Origin of the sequence: Saccharothrix sp. NRRL B-16314 (assembly GCF_000716595.1) — a bacterium.
GTDB lineage: Bacteria > Actinomycetota > Actinomycetes > Mycobacteriales > Pseudonocardiaceae > Actinosynnema.
Window position 1 is genome coordinate 127,614 of the sequence record NZ_JNXC01000022.1, and the last position, 16,832, is coordinate 144,445.

Here is a 16,832-nt window from a genome sequence, read left to right on the forward strand (position 1 = left end):
GGCCCCGCCGGTCACGCGACAGCTCAGGCGTCGAGCGTCCAGCTGTTGATGTAGCCCGTGTCCAGGGAGGCCTGGTCGCGGACGCGCAGCTTCCAGGTGCCCGCGGCGGCCTCGGACGAGGCGTTCACGGTGTAGCTGCGGCTGATGTTGTCGGTGCTGCTGCCGGTGCGGTTGTGCAGGTTGTAGACCGAGCCGTCCGGCGCGACCAGGTCGACGATCAGGTCACCGATGTAGGTGTGCCGGATGTCCACCTGCACGGTGGTGCTGGACGAGGCGTTGCCGGCGCAGTTCAGCGTGATCGTGCTGTTCACGTCGGAGTTGTCGCCGATGGTCACGTCGGTGCCGTTGGTGGCCGCGGCGCAGCCGCTGGTCGTCGTGACGGCCCACGAGAACGTGGTGCTCGCGGTCCGCGACGCCGAGTCGCGCACGGTCGCCGTCACCGAGTAGTTGCCCGCGGTCGTCGCCGTGCCGGAGATCAGGCCGGACGAGCTGATCGACAGGCCGGCGGGGAGGCCGGTGGCCGAGAATGTGTACGGCGCGGTGCCGCCGGTGGCGGACAGCTGGACGCTGACCGAACCGCCGACGAGCGTCGACTGGTTGCCCGGGTTGGTGACCGCCGGGCCGCCGGGGGTCGCCGAGCCGGTGTACATCAGCTTGTTCGGCGAGCCGGTGCCCGGGCTGGTGATCTTGTCCGAGGTGGCGGCGGCGATGACCGCCGAGTTCACCGTCGGCGGGGTGGCCGTGGGGTTGTCCGCCAGGTACAGCGCCGCCGCGCCCGCGACGTGCGGGGACGCCATCGACGTGCCGCTGATGGTGTTGGTGGAGGTGTCGTTGGTCATCCACGCCGACGTGATGTTCTGGCCGGGCGCGAACAGGTCGGTGCAGGTGCCGAAGTTCGAGAACGAGGCACGCGCGTCGGTGTTGGTCGACGCGTTCACGCTCAGCGCCTCGGCGACCCGGGCCGGCGAGTAGTTGCACGCGTTCGCGTTCGAGTTGCCCGACGCCACCGCGTACGTGATGCCGGCCGCGATGGAGTTGCGCACCGCGGTGTCCAGCGCGGAGTCAACGCCGCCGCCCAGCGACATGTTCGCGACGGCCGGCTTGACGGCGTTCTGGGTGACCCAGTTGACGCCGTTCACCACGCCCGCCGTGGTGCCCGAGCCCTGGCAGTTGAGCACCTTGACGGCGATCAGCTGCACGCCCTTGGCGACGCCGTGCGCGGTGCCGCCGACGGTGCCGGCAACGTGCGTGCCGTGGCCGTTGCAGTCGGTGTTGTTGGTGTCGACGGTGTTGGTGCCCCAGGTGGCACGGCCGCCGAAGTCGCTGTGCGTGGTCCGGATGTGCACGAACGCGACCCGCGGGTCGGCGGCGAGGCGCCTGGCCTGCCCGGCGGACAGCGAGGCGTGGAAGCCGTTGAGGGCGTGCTGCCACGCCACGCGGACCTGGCCGCCGTACTTGCCGACCAGCGAGGACGCGGTCGACGCGGACTCCGATCGCGGTGACGAGGCGTCGTTCAGGGCCACGATGTAGGAGCCGGGGACGGCGTCGGCGCGCTCGGCGCCGAGCACGGTGCCCTCGGCTGCCGCCACTCCGGTGTTCGCGAAGGCCAGCGCGGCGGCCGACACGGCGGCCAGGCCGAGCACGGCCAGCTTTCTGGTGGTGCGGGCGTCTCCCATGGCAGGGTTCTCCCTTTTTGGGCAGGGCGGCGCGGCCGTGCCGGGCGGGTGCGCCGGGCGGCCGTGCGTGCAGGGTGGGGACGTTCGCGCGAACTGGGTGTAGCGACCTGGTCACGTGAATGCTCCGTGACGACACCGGGCCCCGATAGCGCCGATCGTCGGTACTCGGCGCGATCTAAACCGATCACTACGGCCGAACGCGTCCGATCAGCGTCGGACAGGGCCGAATGCCGACCCGGTCAGGGGGCCAGTCGCTCGTCCCGGTACTCCCGCCACCGCTTGAGCATCTTCGGCAGCTCGGCGTGGAAGAACTCGAAGAACATCAGGGTCTCGGCGATGCGCTTGCCCGCGGGCGTCTCGACGCCGAGCGCGCTGACGCCTTCCTTGAGCGGTCCGGTCATCCGGCGCAGCATCTCGTCCCGGCGGAACAGCGCCTCGTACCAGAGGTCGTCGAGCACCCGGTAGAGGTCGCGGCGGGTGCCCGTCTCCCGTTCCCGGCTCACCAGGCCGATCTGGGTCAGGTACCGGACCGCGCCGGAGATCGCGGCAGGGGACACGCGCAGCACGTCGGCCAGTTCGGCGGCGGTCATCTCGCCGGAGTCGGTGGCGAGCAGGGCCACGAACACCCGCGCGGGCATCCTCGGCATGCCGGACTCGGTGAACACCGAGGAGAAGCGCTCGATGAAGCGCAGCACGGCCTGATCGTCCCGCTCGTCCACCTGTGTCACCGCCGGATCATCCCCTCGTGGCTCTTCGAACGGGTGGCAGTTTATACGCTTCCTTAACTTCACGACTTTGTGAATCGACTGTAGCTTTCTGCTCATGACTGCTGCGATATCCGTGTCGGCCCTGGTCAAGACGTTCGGGCCGACGCGTGCACTGGACGGCTTGGACCTCACCGTCCACGAGGGGGAGGTGCACGGCTTCCTCGGCCCCAACGGTTCGGGCAAGTCGACCACCATCCGGGTCCTGCTGGGTCTGCTGCGCGCCGACGCGGGCTCCGCGTCGCTGCTGGGCGGCGATCCTTGGCGCGACACCGCCGAACTGCACCGCCGCCTCGCCTACGTGCCGGGCGACGTGAGCCTGTGGCCGAACCTGACCGGCGGCGAGGTGATCGACCTGCTAAGCAGGCTGCGCGGGGGCCTGAACGAGAAGCGCCGGGCCGACCTGCTGGAACGCTTCGAGCTGGACCCGCGCAAGAAGGGCCGCACCTACTCCAAGGGCAACCGGCAGAAGGTGGCACTGGTCGCCGCGCTCGCCTCGGACGTGGAGCTGCTGATCCTGGACGAGCCGACCTCCGGGCTGGACCCGCTGATGGAGGCCGTGTTCCAGGAGGCCGTCAACGAGCTGCGCGGCCGGCGGACGGTGCTGCTGTCCAGCCACATCCTGGCCGAGGTCGAGGCGCTGTGCGACCGGGTCAGCATCATCCGCAACGGCCGCACGGTGGAGACCGGCACGCTGGCAGACCTGCGCCACCTCACTCGCACCAGCGTGTCCGCCGAGCTCGTCGGCGCCCCGAACGGGCTGGCCGGGCTGTCCGGCGTGCACGACCTCGAGGTGGACGGGACGCGGGTGAAGTTCGAGGTGGACACCGACCACCTCGACACGGCGCTGCGCGCGTTGGTCGGCAGCGGCGTCCGCACGCTGACCAGCCAGCCGCCCACGCTGGAAGAGCTGTTCCTGCGCCACTACGAGGACGAGGCGCCGGCCGGAGGAGTGGAAGAGGCGGTGTCGTCGTGACCGGGCTCGGCTCGCTGGTCCGCCTCGCCCTGCGCCGCGACCGGCTGCTGCTCGCCGCGTGGATCATCGGCCTGGTCGGCATCACCCTGTCCACCGCGTCGACCCTGGAAGAGCTGTACGGCTCGGTCGACTCGCGGCAGCAGTTGGCCGCGACGGCGGGGAGCAACCCGGCGTTCCTGGCCATGCTCGGCCCGCTGCACGACGCGTCGACCGTCGGCGGCGTGCTGGCCTGGCGGTGGGGCGTGTTCGGCTCGCTGCTCATCGGCCTGATGAGCATGTTCCTGGTCACCAGGCACACCAGGGCCGAGGAGGAGACCGGCCGGCTGGAGCTGATCGGCTCGGCCGTCGTCTCCCGGCACGCGCCGCTGGCCGCCGCGGTGGTCGTGGCGCTGCTGGCGAGCACGGCGATCGGCCTGCTGATCGCGTTCGGCCTGCTCGGCGTGGGTCAGTCGGCGGCCGGGTCGTTCGCGTTCGGCCTGGCCTTCGCGTCGGTCGGCTGGGTGTTCACCGGTGTCGGCGCGGTGAGCGCGCAGCTGTCGGAGAGCGCCCGCACGGCCAACTCGATCTCCGGTGGCGTGCTCGGCGCCGCCTACCTGTTGCGCGCCGTCGGTGACGGGGCGGGCGACCAGGGCCCGACGTGGCTGACGTGGCTGTCGCCGTTGGGGTGGCTGGAGCAGACCAGGGCGTTCGCCGGCGACCGGTACTGGGTGCTGCTGCTGCCGTTGGCCCTGTTCGCGGTGCTGCTGGTCGCCGCATCGGCGCTGGTGGCGAAGCGCGACATCGGCGGTGGCCTGCTGCCGACCCGGCTCGGCCCGGCCCGCGCGCCCGCCTCGCTGGGCAGCGCGTTCGGCCTGGCCTGGCGGTTGCAGCGGGGCATGCTGATCGGCTGGACGGTGAGCCTGTTCGGGCTCGGCGCGGTCTACGGGTCGATCGCGCGGGGGGTCGAGCAGATGTTGGAGGCCAACCCGGCGCTGGAGAAGATCCTGTCGCAGATGGGCGGCGCGGGCGCGATCGTCGACGTCTACCTGGCGTCGATCATCGGCATCATCGCCCTGTTCAGCGCGATCTACGTGGTGCAGGCGACGTTGCGGCTGCGCGGCGAGGAGACCGAGTTCCGCGCCGAGGCGGTGCTGGCCACGCCGGTCAGCCGGTACGCGTGGGTCGGCAGCCACCTGGTGTTCGCCACCGCCGGCACGGCCGTGGTGCTGGCCGCCGCGGGTGCGGGCGCGGGTCTGGTGCACGGGGCGCGCGTCGGCGATGTCGGCGGGCAGGTCGTCCGGCTGGTGGGCGCGGCGTTGACGCACGTCCCGGCGGTGTGGGTGGTCGCGGGGATCGCGCTGGCGCTGTTCGCGGTGGTGCCGAAGCTGGCCTCGGCGGGCTGGGCGGTGATCGTGGTGTTCCTGGTGCTCGGCCAGCTCGGGCCGCTGCTCCAGCTCGACCAGTGGGCGATGGACTTGTCGCCGTTCACGCACATCCCGAAGGTTCCGGGCGCGGACGTGACCGCTGGGCCGCTGCTGTGGCTGACGGTGGTCGCGCTGGGGCTGGTGGCGGTCGGGTTCGCGGCGTTCCGGCGGCGGGACGTCGGCTGAGGTCGGGGAAGAGGCCTTCCGGGAAGAGTTTGTGAAAGGAGTCTTTCGAAACATCTCTTTCAGGTCTACCGTCGGGGCCATGGATCTGCCACAGCCCCGACGGGTCACCGATGTCGACGCGCTGCGGGCGCTGGCCCACCCGCTGCGCGTGTCGCTGTTGAACCACCTGCTCGCGGTCGGGCCGCGCACCGCGAGCTCCTGCGCGGAGGCCGTCGGGTCGACCGCGTCGAACTGCAGCTGGCACCTCCGGCAGCTGGCGAAGAACGGGTTCGTGGAACGCGTCGAGGCCGGTGACGGGCGGGAACGGCCGTGGCGGGCCACGTCGGTGGGCTACGACGTCGGCGGGTTCGACGAGGACCCGGAGGTCCGCACGCAGCAGGACGCGCTGCTCGCGTTGGGGCTGAACGACGAGAACCGGCTGGTGCAGCGGTTCCTGGACCGGCAGCACGAGCTGCCGCGCGAGTGGCTGGAAGCCTCCGCGATGCACGGATACGCGGTCAACGTGACGCCGGAGGAGCTGGTCGGCCTGGTCGGCCTGATCGACGACATCCTGCGCCCGTACCTGGTGCCGGTTCGCGAGGACGTGCCGGAGGGCGCTCGGCCCGCGCACGTCGGCATCAGGGCCTTCCCGCGGTGAAGGGGCCGTTGGGGGTGCCCGCGTTCCGCCGGTTGTGGATCGCCGGGTTCGTCTCCGAGATCGGCGACTGGGTGCTTTTGGTCGCGTTGCCGGTGTACGTGTACCAGCTCACGGGCTCGACGGCGGCGACCGCGACGACGTTCGTGGTGGCGTTGCTGCCGAGCCTGGTCCTGTCGCCGCTGGCCGGGGTGCTGGCCGACCGGTGGGACCGGCGGAAGCTGATGCTGCTGGTCAGCCTCGCCCAAGCCGTCACCCTGCTGCCGCTGCTCACCGGCGACCTGGTGCTGGTCAACGTGGTGACGGCGGTGCAGGCCGGGCTGGCCGCGCTGTTCGAACCCGCGAAGAACGCGCTGCTGCCGACGCTCGTGCCGCGTGAACAGGTGCCCGCGGCGAACGGGCTGGTGGCGTTGAACAGCAACCTGGCCCGGCTGGTCGGCGCGTCGCTGGGCGGTCTGGTCCTCGGGTACACCGGGCTGCCCGGCGTGGTGCTGGCCGACGTGGTGTCGTTCCTGCTCGCGGCACTGCTGTTGGCATCGGGGACGGCGGACCCCGCTCGTGAGGCCGGGAAACCCGCGTGGCGGGCGTGGCTGGACGGGCTGCGCGAGATCCGGGGACCGTTGCGGCCGATGGTCGCCGTGGTCGGGCTGATGGCGGTGAGCCAAGGGCTGTTCGTCGTGCTGTTCGTGGTGTTCGTGACCTCACGGCTCGGCGGCGGCGCGGCCGAGGTCGGGTTGCTGCGCGGCGTCCAGGCGGTGGGAGGGCTGCTCGGCGGTCTGCTGGTGGGCGTGGTGGCCCGAAGACTGCCGCCCGGCAGGCTCCTGGGGGTGGCGCTGCTCGGCTTCGGTGTGGTCGCGGCGGTCGGCTGGAACGCCCCGCACCTGACCACGGCGCCGGCCTTCTACCTGGCAGTTTTCGCGGTGGTCGGCGTGCCGGGGGTGCTCGCGGGCGCGGGGATGATGTCGGCGCTCCAACTGCACACGGTCGACGAGGTGCGCGGTCGGGTGCTGGCCACGTTCGGCAGCCTCTACGACGGCGGCCAGGCGCTCGGCATGGTGCTGGCCGGTGTGCTGACGCCCATGCTCGGGCTGTCCGCGCTGCTCAACGTGCAGGCCGGTCTCTACGTCATGGCCGGGGCGCTGGCGCTGGCCCGTCTTGGCGCCCGGCGTCCGCGCGTCGCGGCTTGAACCCGAGCAGCAGCGCGGGCGGCACGGCCAGCACCAGGCCCGCGGGCACGAGGAACGCGCTCATCGGGTCCAGGTGGTAGAGCGGCACGAACGCGATCGGCGACGCCGCGCCGCCGAGGAACCGCAGCGACTGTACCACCGACACCGCCCCGCTCCGGTTCTCGCCGCCGTCGGACAGCACCAGCGCGTTCAGGCTCACGATCACCGCCTGGCTGAACGCGCCCGCCACCGCCCACAGCGCACCGACCGCCACCACCGACGGCAACACCCCGACACCCGCCAACAGCACCGCGCCGCCCGCCGCACCGAACAACGCCCAGCGCCGCGCGCCGAACCGGTCGATCGACCACCCCGTCAACCGCGCGCAGAAGATCCCGACCAGGCCGAACCCGGTCAGCACCAGCCCGCGCTGCCCGGCGCCCAACCCGAACGAGTCACCCAGCCGGAGCGCCACGAGGAACGACACACCGCCCAGGCACCCCCAGCCCACGAATCCGACTACGGCGACCCGCAGCGTCCGGAGCTGCCAGGCGCTGCGCAACCGTGGCCGTTCACCGCCGCGCGGCGGGTCGGCGGGCAACCCGGCCAACGCCAGCGCACCGGCCACCACCGCCGCGCCGACGAACGCCCACCGCCACGACGCCTCCGCCGCCAACCCGCTCAGCAGCGGCGCCGACGTCTGCCCGGCGGCCTGCATGGACGCGAACACGCCCAGCGCCCGCCCCAACCGGGCCTGCGGCGTCACCGCGGCGATCGCCGCCAGCAGCAGGGGAGTGGTGAACGCGTTCGCCGCACCCTGCAGAGCCCGCCCGCCCATCAGGACGGGAAACGACCAAGCGACCGCGCACAACACCGAGGCGACCACGTAGACGGCGTAGGCGATCCGAATGGTCCGCCGCGCGCCCCACCGTTCGCCGAGCGTGCCGGACACCAGCATGAGCAGGGCGAACGGCACCATGTACCCGGTCAACGTGGCGGCGGCCGAGCCGGCGGAGATGCCGAAGCCGGCACCCACCTCGGGCAGCACCGACGACGTCATCGCGCCGCCGAACGGCCCCAGGAACCCACCCGCGTAGAGCGCCGCGAGTCGGACCCGGGAGCGGGACGTGTCCACAGGAGCCGCTTTCACCACCGGAATTGTCGGCCCCTTCCGGCAGGGTTGAAGCAGGGGCCCTGCCGGGGACGACGTGCCGGCCGGTCGGGCCTGGTCACATGCCGGTCGGCCCGCGCCCCGGTCCGCGCCCGCGCCGCCGCAGGTACCGCTCGAACTCGGCCGCGATGGCGTCACCACTGGCCTCGGTGATCTGGATCTCCGCGTCCCCGCGCTCCTCCAGCGCCCGCACGTAGTTCCGCACGTCCTCGTCCTCGTCGGCCATCTCGCTGACCGTGCGCTCCCACTCCTCCGCCTGCTCCGGCAGCGCACCCAGCGGCACCTCGACGTCCAGCACCTCTTCCACCCGGTGCAGCAGCGCCAGCGTCGCCTTCGGCGACGGGGGCTGGGACACGTAGTGCGGCACGGCGGCCCAGAACGAGATCGCGGGCACCCCCGCCTGCACGCACAGGTCCTGGAAGACACCCACGATCCCGGTGGGCCCCTCGTACCGGGACCGCTCCAGCCCGAACTTCGCCGCCGCCGCCGCGTCGTACGCCGTCCCCGTCACCGGCACCGGCCTGGTGTGGGGGGTGTCCATCAGCAGCGCACCCAGCGTGACCACCGTGGTCACGCCCAGGTCCTCGATGTGGCCCAGCAGCTCGGCGGCGAACTTCCGCCACCGCATGTTCGGCTCGATCCCGTGCACCAGCACCACGTCGGTGGACGACCCGGGCGGGCGGCACACCGACAGCCTGGTGGTCGGGAATTCAACCCGTCGGGTGATGCCGTCCACCAGTCGAACTGTGGGACGAGTCACCTGGAAGTCGTAGTAGTCGTCCGGATCGATCTCCGCCAGGGGCGTCGCGTCCCACGTGAGTTGCAGGTGCTCGATCGCCGTGCTGGCGGCGTCGCCAGCATCGTTCCACCCCTCGAACGCCGCCACCATGATCGGATTGGTGAGCGGTTCGCTGGGGTCGAAGGGGGTCTGGGCGGCCTCGTCCGGATCGGTCACGGCGTCAGACTACGACCACTGCCGCAGACCCGACGCCGTAGGCTTGGCGCATGTCGGATCGTGTCACGCCCCCTTTTCCGGGCGCGCCGGCCGACCCTCGACGTGACCAGGCCCGATGTCGTGCCCCACGTGCACCGCACGATCGCCGGCAGTCGGCGCGCACGCCGTGGAGATCACCACGTTCGGGGCCGATCCGCCCAATCGTTCAACGCGTGATCACTGGGGGAAGGTGCGCATGACGGTCGACGCCGTGCTGTGGGACATGGACGGCACGCTGCTGGACTCGGAGAAGCTGTGGGACATCCCGCTCTACGAGTTCGCCGAGAAACTGGGCGGCACGCTGTCGCTGGAGACGCGGCACGCGATGGTCGGGTCGAACGTGGCCACGACCATGGCGTTGCTGTTCACCGAGGTCGGCATCACTCCGGGTGACGGCGACATCGAGGACGGCGCGGCGTGGATCCAGCGGCGCACCGAAGAGGTGTTCCGCGCCGGACTGCCGTGGCGGCCGGGCGCGCGCGAGGCGTTGCGAGCGGTGCGGGACGCCGGGGTGCCGATGGCGCTGGTGACGTCGACCGAACGGCAGTTGACCGAGGTCGCGCTGGACACGATCGGGCGAGACCTGTTCGACGTCACGGTGTGCGGTGACGAGGTCGACGGCCTGAACAAGCCGCTGCCCGAGCCGTACCTGAAGGCGGCCCGCCTGCTCGGCGTCGACCCGACCCGCTGCGTGGCGGTCGAGGACTCGCCGACCGGCACCACCGCCGCCGTCGCCGCGGGCTGCACGGTCCTGGTCGTCCCCTGCGACCTCCCGGTCCCCGAAGGCGAACGCCGCGTCTTCCGCGACTCGCTGGTGGGCGTGGACCACCGGACCCTCGCCGCGCTCCTGGCCCGCTGACCGCGCGAGTCGCCCACTCCGGTACCCCGAACTCCGCGCTCGCGTCCGGCGAGGCGTCCACGAACGTGGAGTTCCGGGTGTCCGGGGTGGACGAATCGCGGTCAGGCGGCGGGTGACACCGCCCGGGCGCGGCGCGCGGCCGGGTCCACCAGCAGGCCGAACACCACGCCGAGACCGAGCCACAGCGTGGCGGTCTCGGCCAGCGAGGCCAACCGGAAGTCCCACAGCACCTCGCCCGGCACGTCCGCCGGAACGGCGTCCGGGGTGGCCGGGAACGCCACCAGCAGCACGACCACCGCCACCACCACGGCCAACGCCACGGCGGTGCCCCGGACGGGCCGGTTCAGGTGACCGAGCCGGGACGCCAGGTAGCTCGCACCGAACGCGACCAGCAGCCCGGCCGCGATCAACCCCAGGTAGAGCACCGTCCGGTACTCCACCGTGTTCGGGTCGCCCACCGCCGGCGGGTTCGCCGGGTACTTCACCGCGGGCAGCAACGCCGCCGCGCCGAACACCGCCGCCGACAACGTCACCGCCCGCACGAACGGCGCCTGGGACGCGAACCAGCGCCGCGACCCCGCGTACGCGGTGGCGAACAACGCGCCGACGGCGACACCCACCAAAACTGCGGCGAGCACACCGCCGACCACCTGCGTGCCACGGCTGAACAGCTCGCCGTGCCCGTGACCACCCGGCTCCACCGGCCGTGCCTGCTCGACGGCCAGCGCCGCCCGGATCGGCGGTCCGACCACCAGCACGCCGACCAGGCCCGCGAGCAGCCCGGACACCGCGCCCGCGCCGACACCGCGGAGCAGCAGACCCTTGTAGGTGGGCACGTTCGCCCGCATGTCGGCGAGCCCTAGTGGCACGGGACGCCGAGTGCGTGGCGCCCGTCGTGGAAGAACTCGTGCACGGTCTCGGCGGCGTGGCCGAGCGCGACGCCGTTCTCCTGGAGGACCAGCCACGTCATGGTCAACGCGACCAGAGCGATGGCATAGGCCCATTTGGGGATCGGACTGGCTTGATCGTCGGAAACTGCGGGAACCTGCGCGGGGCTCGTCATGACGGCCTCCTCCATACCTCGTGGAAGGTCAACAACACTTCGCGCCGCAGCCGGTCTCCTGACTCCCGGATCGACACCGTCCCCGCGTCTTCCCAGCCGCTCCACGCGACCAGTGACGTTCTCGGCGGGTTGGTTCCCCGGTCACAGTGGCGAGGACCGCGCCGGATTCACACCGGCTTCCCGTCCACTGCGGCGCCCGAACCGTAGATGTGGATCGTGGCCGGGCACAACCGGCCAGACGAGTTGTCGTACTCCTCACGCGTGCGGGTCAGCGCGGGTCAGCGGGGCGGCAGCGGGCAGTCGCCGCACGTCCCGCCGCCGTCGAGCCGGTAGTAGAGGCAGCAGCTGCGCCGGCGGAACACGACCTCGCCGGGGAACGGGATGAACTCGCCCGTGCCCTTCAAGGGCGGCTCGGCGAACAACTCCTCGCCGAGCTCGACGCAGTCCGCCGCGATGCCGCTGCGGCTGATCGTGCGCAGCGCGCCCGCCATGGAGGACGCCGCGTTGCCCCACAGCAGGCCGCGCGCCACCGACGTGATCCCGTGCACCGCTTCGACCACCGGCTCCATCGACTCGGCGATGCCGACGCCCGCGACGGGGTCCTTGAGGCGGACTTGCAGGCCGTCCGGCCGGTACCGCCACCACAGGTTGGCGGGCCGGACGTCCGGCGCCACTCCGTCGACCGCGCGGGCCGCCACCACCGGACTGAGCAGCCGCGCCGTGTAGCTGAGGAAGAACAGCGACGCGGCGACCCGCCTCTCGGCCGTGCGGTACCGGGTGGCGATCCGGTCGAGCGCGTCGGGCAGGGCCGGGCCGTGCAGCAGGTCTTCGCCGTCGTGCCAGCCGTCGTCGGGCCGGACGCCGTCGGTGGGCCGACCGACGTCCAGGACGAAGAACGGGCTCAGGCCGCGGATCTGCCGCAGGGTGGTGAGGACTCGGGCGAACTCGGACACGTGTCCTAGTCTGCCGCCGTGGACGCACTGGGGTTGGGACTGACCCTCGGCTTGGCCGCCGGCATCAGCCCTGGCCCGCTGTTGGTGCTGGTGGTGACGTCGGCGTTGCGCTCAGGCCGGAGGGCCGGCGTGTTGACCGCCTGCGCGCCGTTGTTGTCGGACGCCGTCGTGGTCGCGGTGACGCTGCTCCTGCTGGACCGGTTGCCCGGACGGGCGCTGGGCGTGCTCGGGGTGGTGGGCGCGGTGTTCGTGGTGTGGAGCGGCGCGCAGACGGTCCGGGAGGCACGGTCAGCCGCCCTGCCCACCGATGCCACGCACCCAACCCTCGAAACCACCACCGAAACCACCACCGAAACCGGTGCCCTGAAGCGGGCGGTGGTGGTCAACCTGCTCAGCCCGCACCCGTGGATCGCGTGGGCGACCGCGTTGGGGCCGCTGATCGTCACCACCTGGCGCGAGTCGGCCGGCGCGGGTGCGGCGCTGCTGATCGGGTTCTACGCGACCCTGGTCGGCGGCAAGATCGTGATCGCCCTGCTCGTCGCCCGCGGGCGCAGTCGGCTGCGCCACAACGGTTACCGACGTGCGCTGACCTGTGCCGGGGTACTGCTCGTCCTCGTCGGCATCACGATGGGCGTCGAGTTCGCGGGCCACCTGCGCACGGACTGACCAGTGCTCCCACGTCGGTTCGGTCTGCTCGCCGGGTTCACCAAGGACGACGTTCTCCAACGCTCGCCGCGAAACTTGATTGACCGGCGCTGGACACTAAGCCTCGTGCGAAAGGGTCGGGGCGATCCGCATCCCGAACCGGAGCCGCCGGCGCCACGCCGGTGATCACCGTCGACTCGGAGGAACCCTGGTGGAAGACGTCACCTTCACCAACGCCGAGGTGGTGTTGGCCGGTTCGTTGACCTTGCCCGACCGGGGTGCGCCGGTGCCGGGTGTGGTGATGGTCGGTGGGGCGGGGCCGTCGGATCGGGACAACGACACGTACTTCCCGGCGATCCGGCGGCACCTGGTGGACGCCGGGATCGCCGTGCTGTCCTACGACAAGCGCGGTGTCGGCGGGTCGTCCGGGGACTGGGTCGACGCGACGTTCGACGACCTGGCGTCCGACGCGGGCGCGGCGCTGGATTTCCTCCGTGCGCGGCCGGAGGTGCGGAGCGGGGCTGTCGGGCTGTTCGGGCACAGCGAGGGCGGCTGGGTCGTCCTGCGCGCCGCCACGTTGAGGGACGACGTTCCGTGGGTCGTCACGAACGGCGGCCCCGGCACGACACCTGCCGCGCAGGGCCGCCACGAGCTGGCAGTCTCCCTGGGGCGCGACGGCGTCACCGACGACGGGATCGGGGCCGCGCTGGCCGCCTACGACCGCGTTATCGAGGCCGGTCGACGCGACGCCGACTTCGCCGAGGCCGCCCGACTCGCCCACACGCCGCCCACCGCGTTCAGCGAGCGCGCGGCCCAGGTGGACGAGCGGTTCTGGGGGTTCCTCAAGCGCGGGCAGGACCACGACCCGTTCCCGGACGCGCTGCGCCTGCGCTGCCCGCACCTGGCGATCTTCGGTGCCGACGACGCCGTGGTCCCGGTCGCCGACAGCGTCCGGGTGTTCACCGCCGCCGCCCGCCACCCCGACCGCGACAACCGGGCGACGCTGACCGTCGAGGTGTTCCTGGGCGCCGACCACCGCGTCCGGATCGACGGCGGCACCCGCCTGGCACCCGGCTATCCCGACGCCCTGACCCGATGGATCATCGGCCGGAGCGCCTGAACCCGTTCGTGTGCAACCGGCGCGAGGCCGCTTTGGTAACTGCTTCAGTCTGCTCACGGTCGGGCAAGCACCCTCAGGGGATGTAGAACGTCATCAGGTCGCCGCGCACCGGCGGGAACAAGGTGTGCAACAGCTCGGCGTTCGGGCCGGGGTAGACGTCCGGTTCCCGCGCGGTCAGGCCTTTGAGGCCGTGCGGGCCGAACAGCAGCGATGCCAGGAGGTCCGGCGCCACCCCCGCACCGCCCGCCGCGCCCGGTGCCTGCATGGTGCCGCCCGGCACGACCCGTCCGACCTCGCCCGCCTTGAACGGCAGCCGCACGTGCGAGCGGTAGAAGGAGACCACCGCCTCGCCCTCCTGCTCGCCGAAACCGCCGTCCGCCAACCGCCGCCCGAACGCCGGCCGCAGGTGCTCCACCAACGCGATCGGGTCGCCGATCCGCACGTAGTAGGAACTCGCGTCCTCCGGCGCCGGCCCCAGGAACGGCTCCAGCGCCGCACCCGCGACCGTGCCCGGTCGCTCGTTCACCTCGGTGGCCCCGGTCAACGCGAGCAGCGCGTGCGCGGCGGCCTCGTCCACGGCCGCCACCTCGCACAGCCGGACGCCCTCGTCCGGCGGGGTGGTGCGCCCGGTCGCCACCGGCACGCCGTCCCGCTCGACCAGCCACTGCGCGCTGCCGTCCCGCGCCACCAGCCACCGCCACAGGCCGGGGGAGTGCGGCATCCGCAGGTCCGCCCGTGCCTGCTCGGCGTCCTGGAGGCGTTTCATCGTCGGGATGTCGGCGGCCGTCGCCTCACGCAGGACGTGGCCGGAGCCGTCCGGTCGGCTCGTCACCGGCCGGGTGGCCGAGATGGGGATTGCGTAGGTGTAGCCGAACAGGCGGTAGAAGTACGGAATGCCGAGCATGACGTTTACCAGCTGACCGCGCGCGGCCGACCGCTCGTGCGCCCACGCCATCAACGCCCGCACCAGCCCACGGCCCTCGTACGCGCGGTCGGTGGCGACCAGTTCCACCTGGCCCGCCGGGATCTCCAGCCCGTTCAGCACCAGCGTCTCGTCCAGCAGGGTCGCGGTGGACACGACCTTGTCGCCGTCCACGACGACCGCGCACGCCTCCCAGCCCGCGTCCGGGTCCTCGATCACCAGGCGGTGGTCGATCGCGTCCGCCGGTTCACCCCGGTCGGTCAGCAGGGCGGCGATCCCGTCCAGGTCTTCCGGGCGCGCGGTCCGCAGCACCAGCCCACCTGACAGCCCGCTCCCGGTCAGCCCGCCGCCACTTGACGGCCCGCCGTCGCTCAGCCCGCCGTTGTTCAGCTCGGCACCGTTCAGCCCGCCGTGGCTCAGCCAGCCACCTGACAGCCCGCCGTCGTTCAGCCCGCCATCGGTCATCCGGGCAGTGTCTCGGCGTGCCGCGCGCGACGCCATCGGATTTTCGGTGGCGTTCCGGCCCACGCCACCGCACAATCCGCGCATGCCGTGGCTCCCCGCTGACTTCGCCCACCCGACCCGCGTCCCGCTCGACGCCGAACACCACCTGCGGCCCATCCGCGAGTCCGATGTGGACATCGACTACCCGGCCGTGATGGGCTCGCGCGAGCGGCTGTGGTCGCTGTACGGCGAGCACTGGGGCTGGCCGCCGGCCACCATGACCCACGAGCAGGACCGCGTCGACCTCGCCCGGCACGAACGCGAGCAGGAGGCGCACGAGTCGTTCAACTACGCCCTGTTCAACGCGGACGAGACCGAGCTGCTGGGGTGCGTCTACATCGACCCCGCCGACGACGCGCTGATCTCGTGGTGGGTCGTGGACGAGCACGCGGGCACGGACCTGGAGCGCGCGCTGGACGCGTTCGTGCCGAAGTGGATCGCCGAGGTGTGGCCCTTCACGAGCCCGCGCTACGGGATCGAGGGCCCGCAGTGACGGAGCGGCCCACGCGACCGAACCGGGGGTCTGCCTGCCTGCGGCCGTTCGGGGGATGCGAGGATCAGACCCCGTGAAGACCTTCGACGAGCTGTTCGCCGAGCTGAGCGAACGCGCACGCACCCGCCCTGAGGGCTCCGCCACCGCCGCGGCTCTGGAGGCCGGGGTGCATGCGCAGGGCAAGAAGGTGCTGGAGGAGGCCGGCGAGGTCTGGATCGCCGCCGAGCACGAGTCCGACGAGCGCCTGGCCGAAGAGGTCTCCCAGCTCCTGTACCGCGTGCAGGTGCTCATGCTCGGTCGCGGGCTGACCCTCGAAGACGTGTACAAGCACCTGTGATCCTGGAAGTCGCCGCGCTCGACGTCCGCCCCGGCCTGGAGGCGGACTTCGAGCAAGCGTTCGCGGAGGCGCGCGGGCTCATCGCGCAGTCGCCGGGGTTCGCCTCGCTCGACCTGCGGCGTTCGGTCGAACAGCCGTCCCGCTACCTGCTGCTGGTGGAGTGGGAGCGGCTGGAGGACCACACGGTCGGCTTCCGCCAAGGGCCGCTGTACCCGCGCTGGAAGGCGCTGCTGCACCACTTCTACGACCCGTTCCCCGTCGTGGAGCACTACCGCGCTCTCTGAACGGCCGTCAGCCCCGCCGCAGCAGCTCGATGACCTGGTCGTCGGTGGTCTGGTCGAAGTGCCGGTAGAACCGGCCGACCGCGCGGAAGTCGGTGCGGGGGTACGGGCACACCACCAGGTCGGCGTCGGCGTTCAACGCCCGCACCGACTCCGCCGCACCCACCGGCACCGCCAGCACCAGGCGACGGGGGTTCTGGTCCCGTGCTTCGCGCAGCGCGGCACGGGCGGTGACACCCGTGGCCAGGCCGTCGTCCACGACCAGCACGTCACGTCCTTCGAGCCGCACCGGGCCGTCCCGGTACAGCTCCAGCCGCCGCCGGGCCTCACGCCGTTCCGCTTCGCACGTGTCGGCCATGTCGTCGGGGGTGAGGCCGAGGGCGGTCATGGCCTCCTCGTTGAAGATCGGATCGCCGCCGGCGGTGACCGCGCCGATGCCGAACTCCGGCTGACCGGGCGCCCCGATCTTGCGCGCCACGGCCACGCCCAGCTCACCGCCCAGCGCCGAGGCGACCTCGGCGGCCACCGGCACCCCGCCGCGCGCGAGGCCGAGCACCAGCGGATCGGTCCAGGACTCGCCGACCAGCGTCCGGGCGAGCACCCGGCCGGCGTCGGAGCGGTCTGTGAACCTCATGCCTCCATGGTGCGCGTGCCTGCCGCCGGCTGCGACCACGGCGACGAGCGC

The 16,832-nt window shown here is 72.2% G+C and carries 19 protein-coding genes and 1 riboswitch; of the genes, 10 read left to right on the top strand and 9 right to left on the bottom strand.

Annotated features, from left to right (window positions below; translation table 11 throughout):
- Nucleotides 1-23: 23 nt before the first annotated feature.
- Both OQ02_RS27195 and OQ02_RS27200 read right to left on the bottom strand, forming a co-directional pair.
- Nucleotides 24-1,676, bottom strand: a complete 1,653-nt coding sequence (locus tag OQ02_RS27195; RefSeq protein ID WP_033441423.1) for a S8 family serine peptidase — start codon at nucleotides 1,674-1,676, stop codon at nucleotides 24-26.
- Nucleotides 1,677-1,915: 239 nt separating this feature from the next.
- Entirely contained in the window at nucleotides 1,916-2,404 is a 489-nt protein-coding gene (locus OQ02_RS27200; protein WP_033441424.1) for a GbsR/MarR family transcriptional regulator, read from the bottom strand.
- A gap of 94 nt (nucleotides 2,405-2,498) precedes the next feature.
- Between OQ02_RS27200 and OQ02_RS27205 the strand changes: the two genes are divergently transcribed.
- The 4 genes from OQ02_RS27205 to OQ02_RS27220 all read left to right on the top strand — a co-directional run bounded on the left by OQ02_RS27205 (nucleotide 2,499) and on the right by OQ02_RS27220 (nucleotide 6,826).
- Nucleotides 2,499-3,416, top strand: a complete 918-nt coding sequence (locus tag OQ02_RS27205) for an ABC transporter ATP-binding protein (protein ID WP_033441425.1) — start codon at nucleotides 2,499-2,501, stop codon at nucleotides 3,414-3,416.
- Nucleotides 3,413-5,005 (top strand): ABC transporter permease, encoded by a 1,593-nt coding sequence (locus tag OQ02_RS27210; protein ID WP_033441426.1) that lies wholly within the window; start codon nucleotides 3,413-3,415, stop codon nucleotides 5,003-5,005. Before OQ02_RS27205 ends, OQ02_RS27210 begins: the two co-directional genes overlap by 4 nt.
- Before the next feature lie 79 nt (nucleotides 5,006-5,084).
- Nucleotides 5,085-5,642: an ArsR/SmtB family transcription factor gene (locus OQ02_RS27215; RefSeq protein WP_033441427.1), complete on the top strand. Its 558-nt coding sequence runs from the start codon at nucleotides 5,085-5,087 to the stop codon at nucleotides 5,640-5,642.
- Nucleotides 5,639-6,826, top strand: coding sequence for an MFS transporter (locus tag OQ02_RS27220; protein ID WP_033441428.1), 1,188 nt, complete (start codon nucleotides 5,639-5,641; stop codon nucleotides 6,824-6,826). Before OQ02_RS27215 ends, OQ02_RS27220 begins: the two co-directional genes overlap by 4 nt.
- Here the strand turns inward: OQ02_RS27220 and OQ02_RS27225 are convergent.
- Together OQ02_RS27225 and OQ02_RS27230 are read right to left on the bottom strand one after the other, a co-directional pair.
- On the bottom strand, nucleotides 6,765-7,955 hold the full coding sequence (locus OQ02_RS27225) for an MFS transporter (RefSeq protein ID WP_063747161.1): 1,191 nt from the start codon (nucleotides 7,953-7,955) through the stop codon (nucleotides 6,765-6,767). The two genes, OQ02_RS27220 and OQ02_RS27225, sit on opposite strands and share 62 nt — an antisense overlap.
- Nucleotides 7,956-8,034: 79 nt before the next feature.
- Complete coding sequence (locus OQ02_RS27230; protein WP_033441429.1) at nucleotides 8,035-8,931, bottom strand: PAC2 family protein; 897 nt, start codon at nucleotides 8,929-8,931, stop codon at nucleotides 8,035-8,037.
- 235 nt (nucleotides 8,932-9,166) lie between these two features.
- On the opposite strand from OQ02_RS27230, the gene OQ02_RS27235 reads away from it, so the two are divergent.
- Entirely contained in the window at nucleotides 9,167-9,829 is a 663-nt protein-coding gene (locus OQ02_RS27235) for an HAD family hydrolase (RefSeq protein ID WP_033441430.1), read from the top strand.
- Nucleotides 9,830-9,930: 101 nt separating this feature from the next.
- Here OQ02_RS27235 and OQ02_RS27240 read toward each other — a convergent pair whose 3' ends face one another.
- From OQ02_RS27240 to OQ02_RS27250, 3 genes are all read right to left on the bottom strand, one after another.
- Nucleotides 9,931-10,698: a CbtA family protein gene (locus OQ02_RS27240; RefSeq protein WP_231500247.1), complete on the bottom strand. Its 768-nt coding sequence runs from the start codon at nucleotides 10,696-10,698 to the stop codon at nucleotides 9,931-9,933.
- On the bottom strand, nucleotides 10,689-10,892 hold the full coding sequence (locus OQ02_RS27245; protein ID WP_033441526.1) for a CbtB-domain containing protein: 204 nt from the start codon (nucleotides 10,890-10,892) through the stop codon (nucleotides 10,689-10,691). Before OQ02_RS27245 ends, OQ02_RS27240 begins: the two co-directional genes overlap by 10 nt.
- Nucleotides 10,893-10,923: 31 nt before the next feature.
- Nucleotides 10,924-11,099: riboswitch (cobalamin riboswitch) on the bottom strand.
- Between the two features lie 71 nt (nucleotides 11,100-11,170).
- Nucleotides 11,171-11,845, bottom strand: a complete 675-nt coding sequence (locus OQ02_RS27250) for a (2Fe-2S)-binding protein (RefSeq protein WP_033441432.1) — start codon at nucleotides 11,843-11,845, stop codon at nucleotides 11,171-11,173.
- An 18-nt stretch (nucleotides 11,846-11,863) separates the two neighbouring features.
- Between OQ02_RS27250 and OQ02_RS27255 the strand changes: the two genes are divergently transcribed.
- Together OQ02_RS27255 and OQ02_RS27260 are read left to right on the top strand one after the other, a co-directional pair.
- Entirely contained in the window at nucleotides 11,864-12,511 is a 648-nt protein-coding gene (locus OQ02_RS27255; RefSeq protein ID WP_033441433.1) for a LysE family translocator, read from the top strand.
- Between the two features lie 190 nt (nucleotides 12,512-12,701).
- Complete coding sequence (locus OQ02_RS27260; RefSeq protein WP_051772847.1) at nucleotides 12,702-13,610, top strand: alpha/beta hydrolase family protein; 909 nt, start codon at nucleotides 12,702-12,704, stop codon at nucleotides 13,608-13,610.
- 73 nt (nucleotides 13,611-13,683) lie between these two features.
- Here the strand turns inward: OQ02_RS27260 and OQ02_RS27265 are convergent, their stop codons facing one another.
- Entirely contained in the window at nucleotides 13,684-14,997 is a 1,314-nt protein-coding gene (locus tag OQ02_RS27265) for a GNAT family N-acetyltransferase (RefSeq protein WP_081915980.1), read from the bottom strand.
- An 82-nt stretch (nucleotides 14,998-15,079) separates the two neighbouring features.
- On the opposite strand from OQ02_RS27265, the gene OQ02_RS27270 reads away from it, so the two are divergent.
- The 3 genes from OQ02_RS27270 to OQ02_RS27280 all read left to right on the top strand — a co-directional run bounded on the left by OQ02_RS27270 (nucleotide 15,080) and on the right by OQ02_RS27280 (nucleotide 16,150).
- Complete coding sequence (locus tag OQ02_RS27270; protein ID WP_033441434.1) at nucleotides 15,080-15,529, top strand: hypothetical protein; 450 nt, start codon at nucleotides 15,080-15,082, stop codon at nucleotides 15,527-15,529.
- Between the two features lie 73 nt (nucleotides 15,530-15,602).
- Nucleotides 15,603-15,866 (top strand): phosphoribosyl-ATP diphosphatase, encoded by a 264-nt coding sequence (locus OQ02_RS27275; RefSeq protein ID WP_033434999.1) that lies wholly within the window; start codon nucleotides 15,603-15,605, stop codon nucleotides 15,864-15,866.
- Complete coding sequence (locus OQ02_RS27280) at nucleotides 15,863-16,150, top strand: antibiotic biosynthesis monooxygenase family protein (protein WP_033441435.1); 288 nt, start codon at nucleotides 15,863-15,865, stop codon at nucleotides 16,148-16,150. The genes OQ02_RS27275 and OQ02_RS27280 overlap by 4 nt, the downstream gene beginning before the upstream one ends.
- 7 nt (nucleotides 16,151-16,157) lie before the next feature.
- Here the strand turns inward: OQ02_RS27280 and OQ02_RS27285 are convergent, their stop codons facing one another.
- Nucleotides 16,158-16,781: a phosphoribosyltransferase gene (locus tag OQ02_RS27285; RefSeq protein ID WP_033441436.1), complete on the bottom strand. Its 624-nt coding sequence runs from the start codon at nucleotides 16,779-16,781 to the stop codon at nucleotides 16,158-16,160.
- Nucleotides 16,782-16,832: the final 51 nt, after the last annotated feature.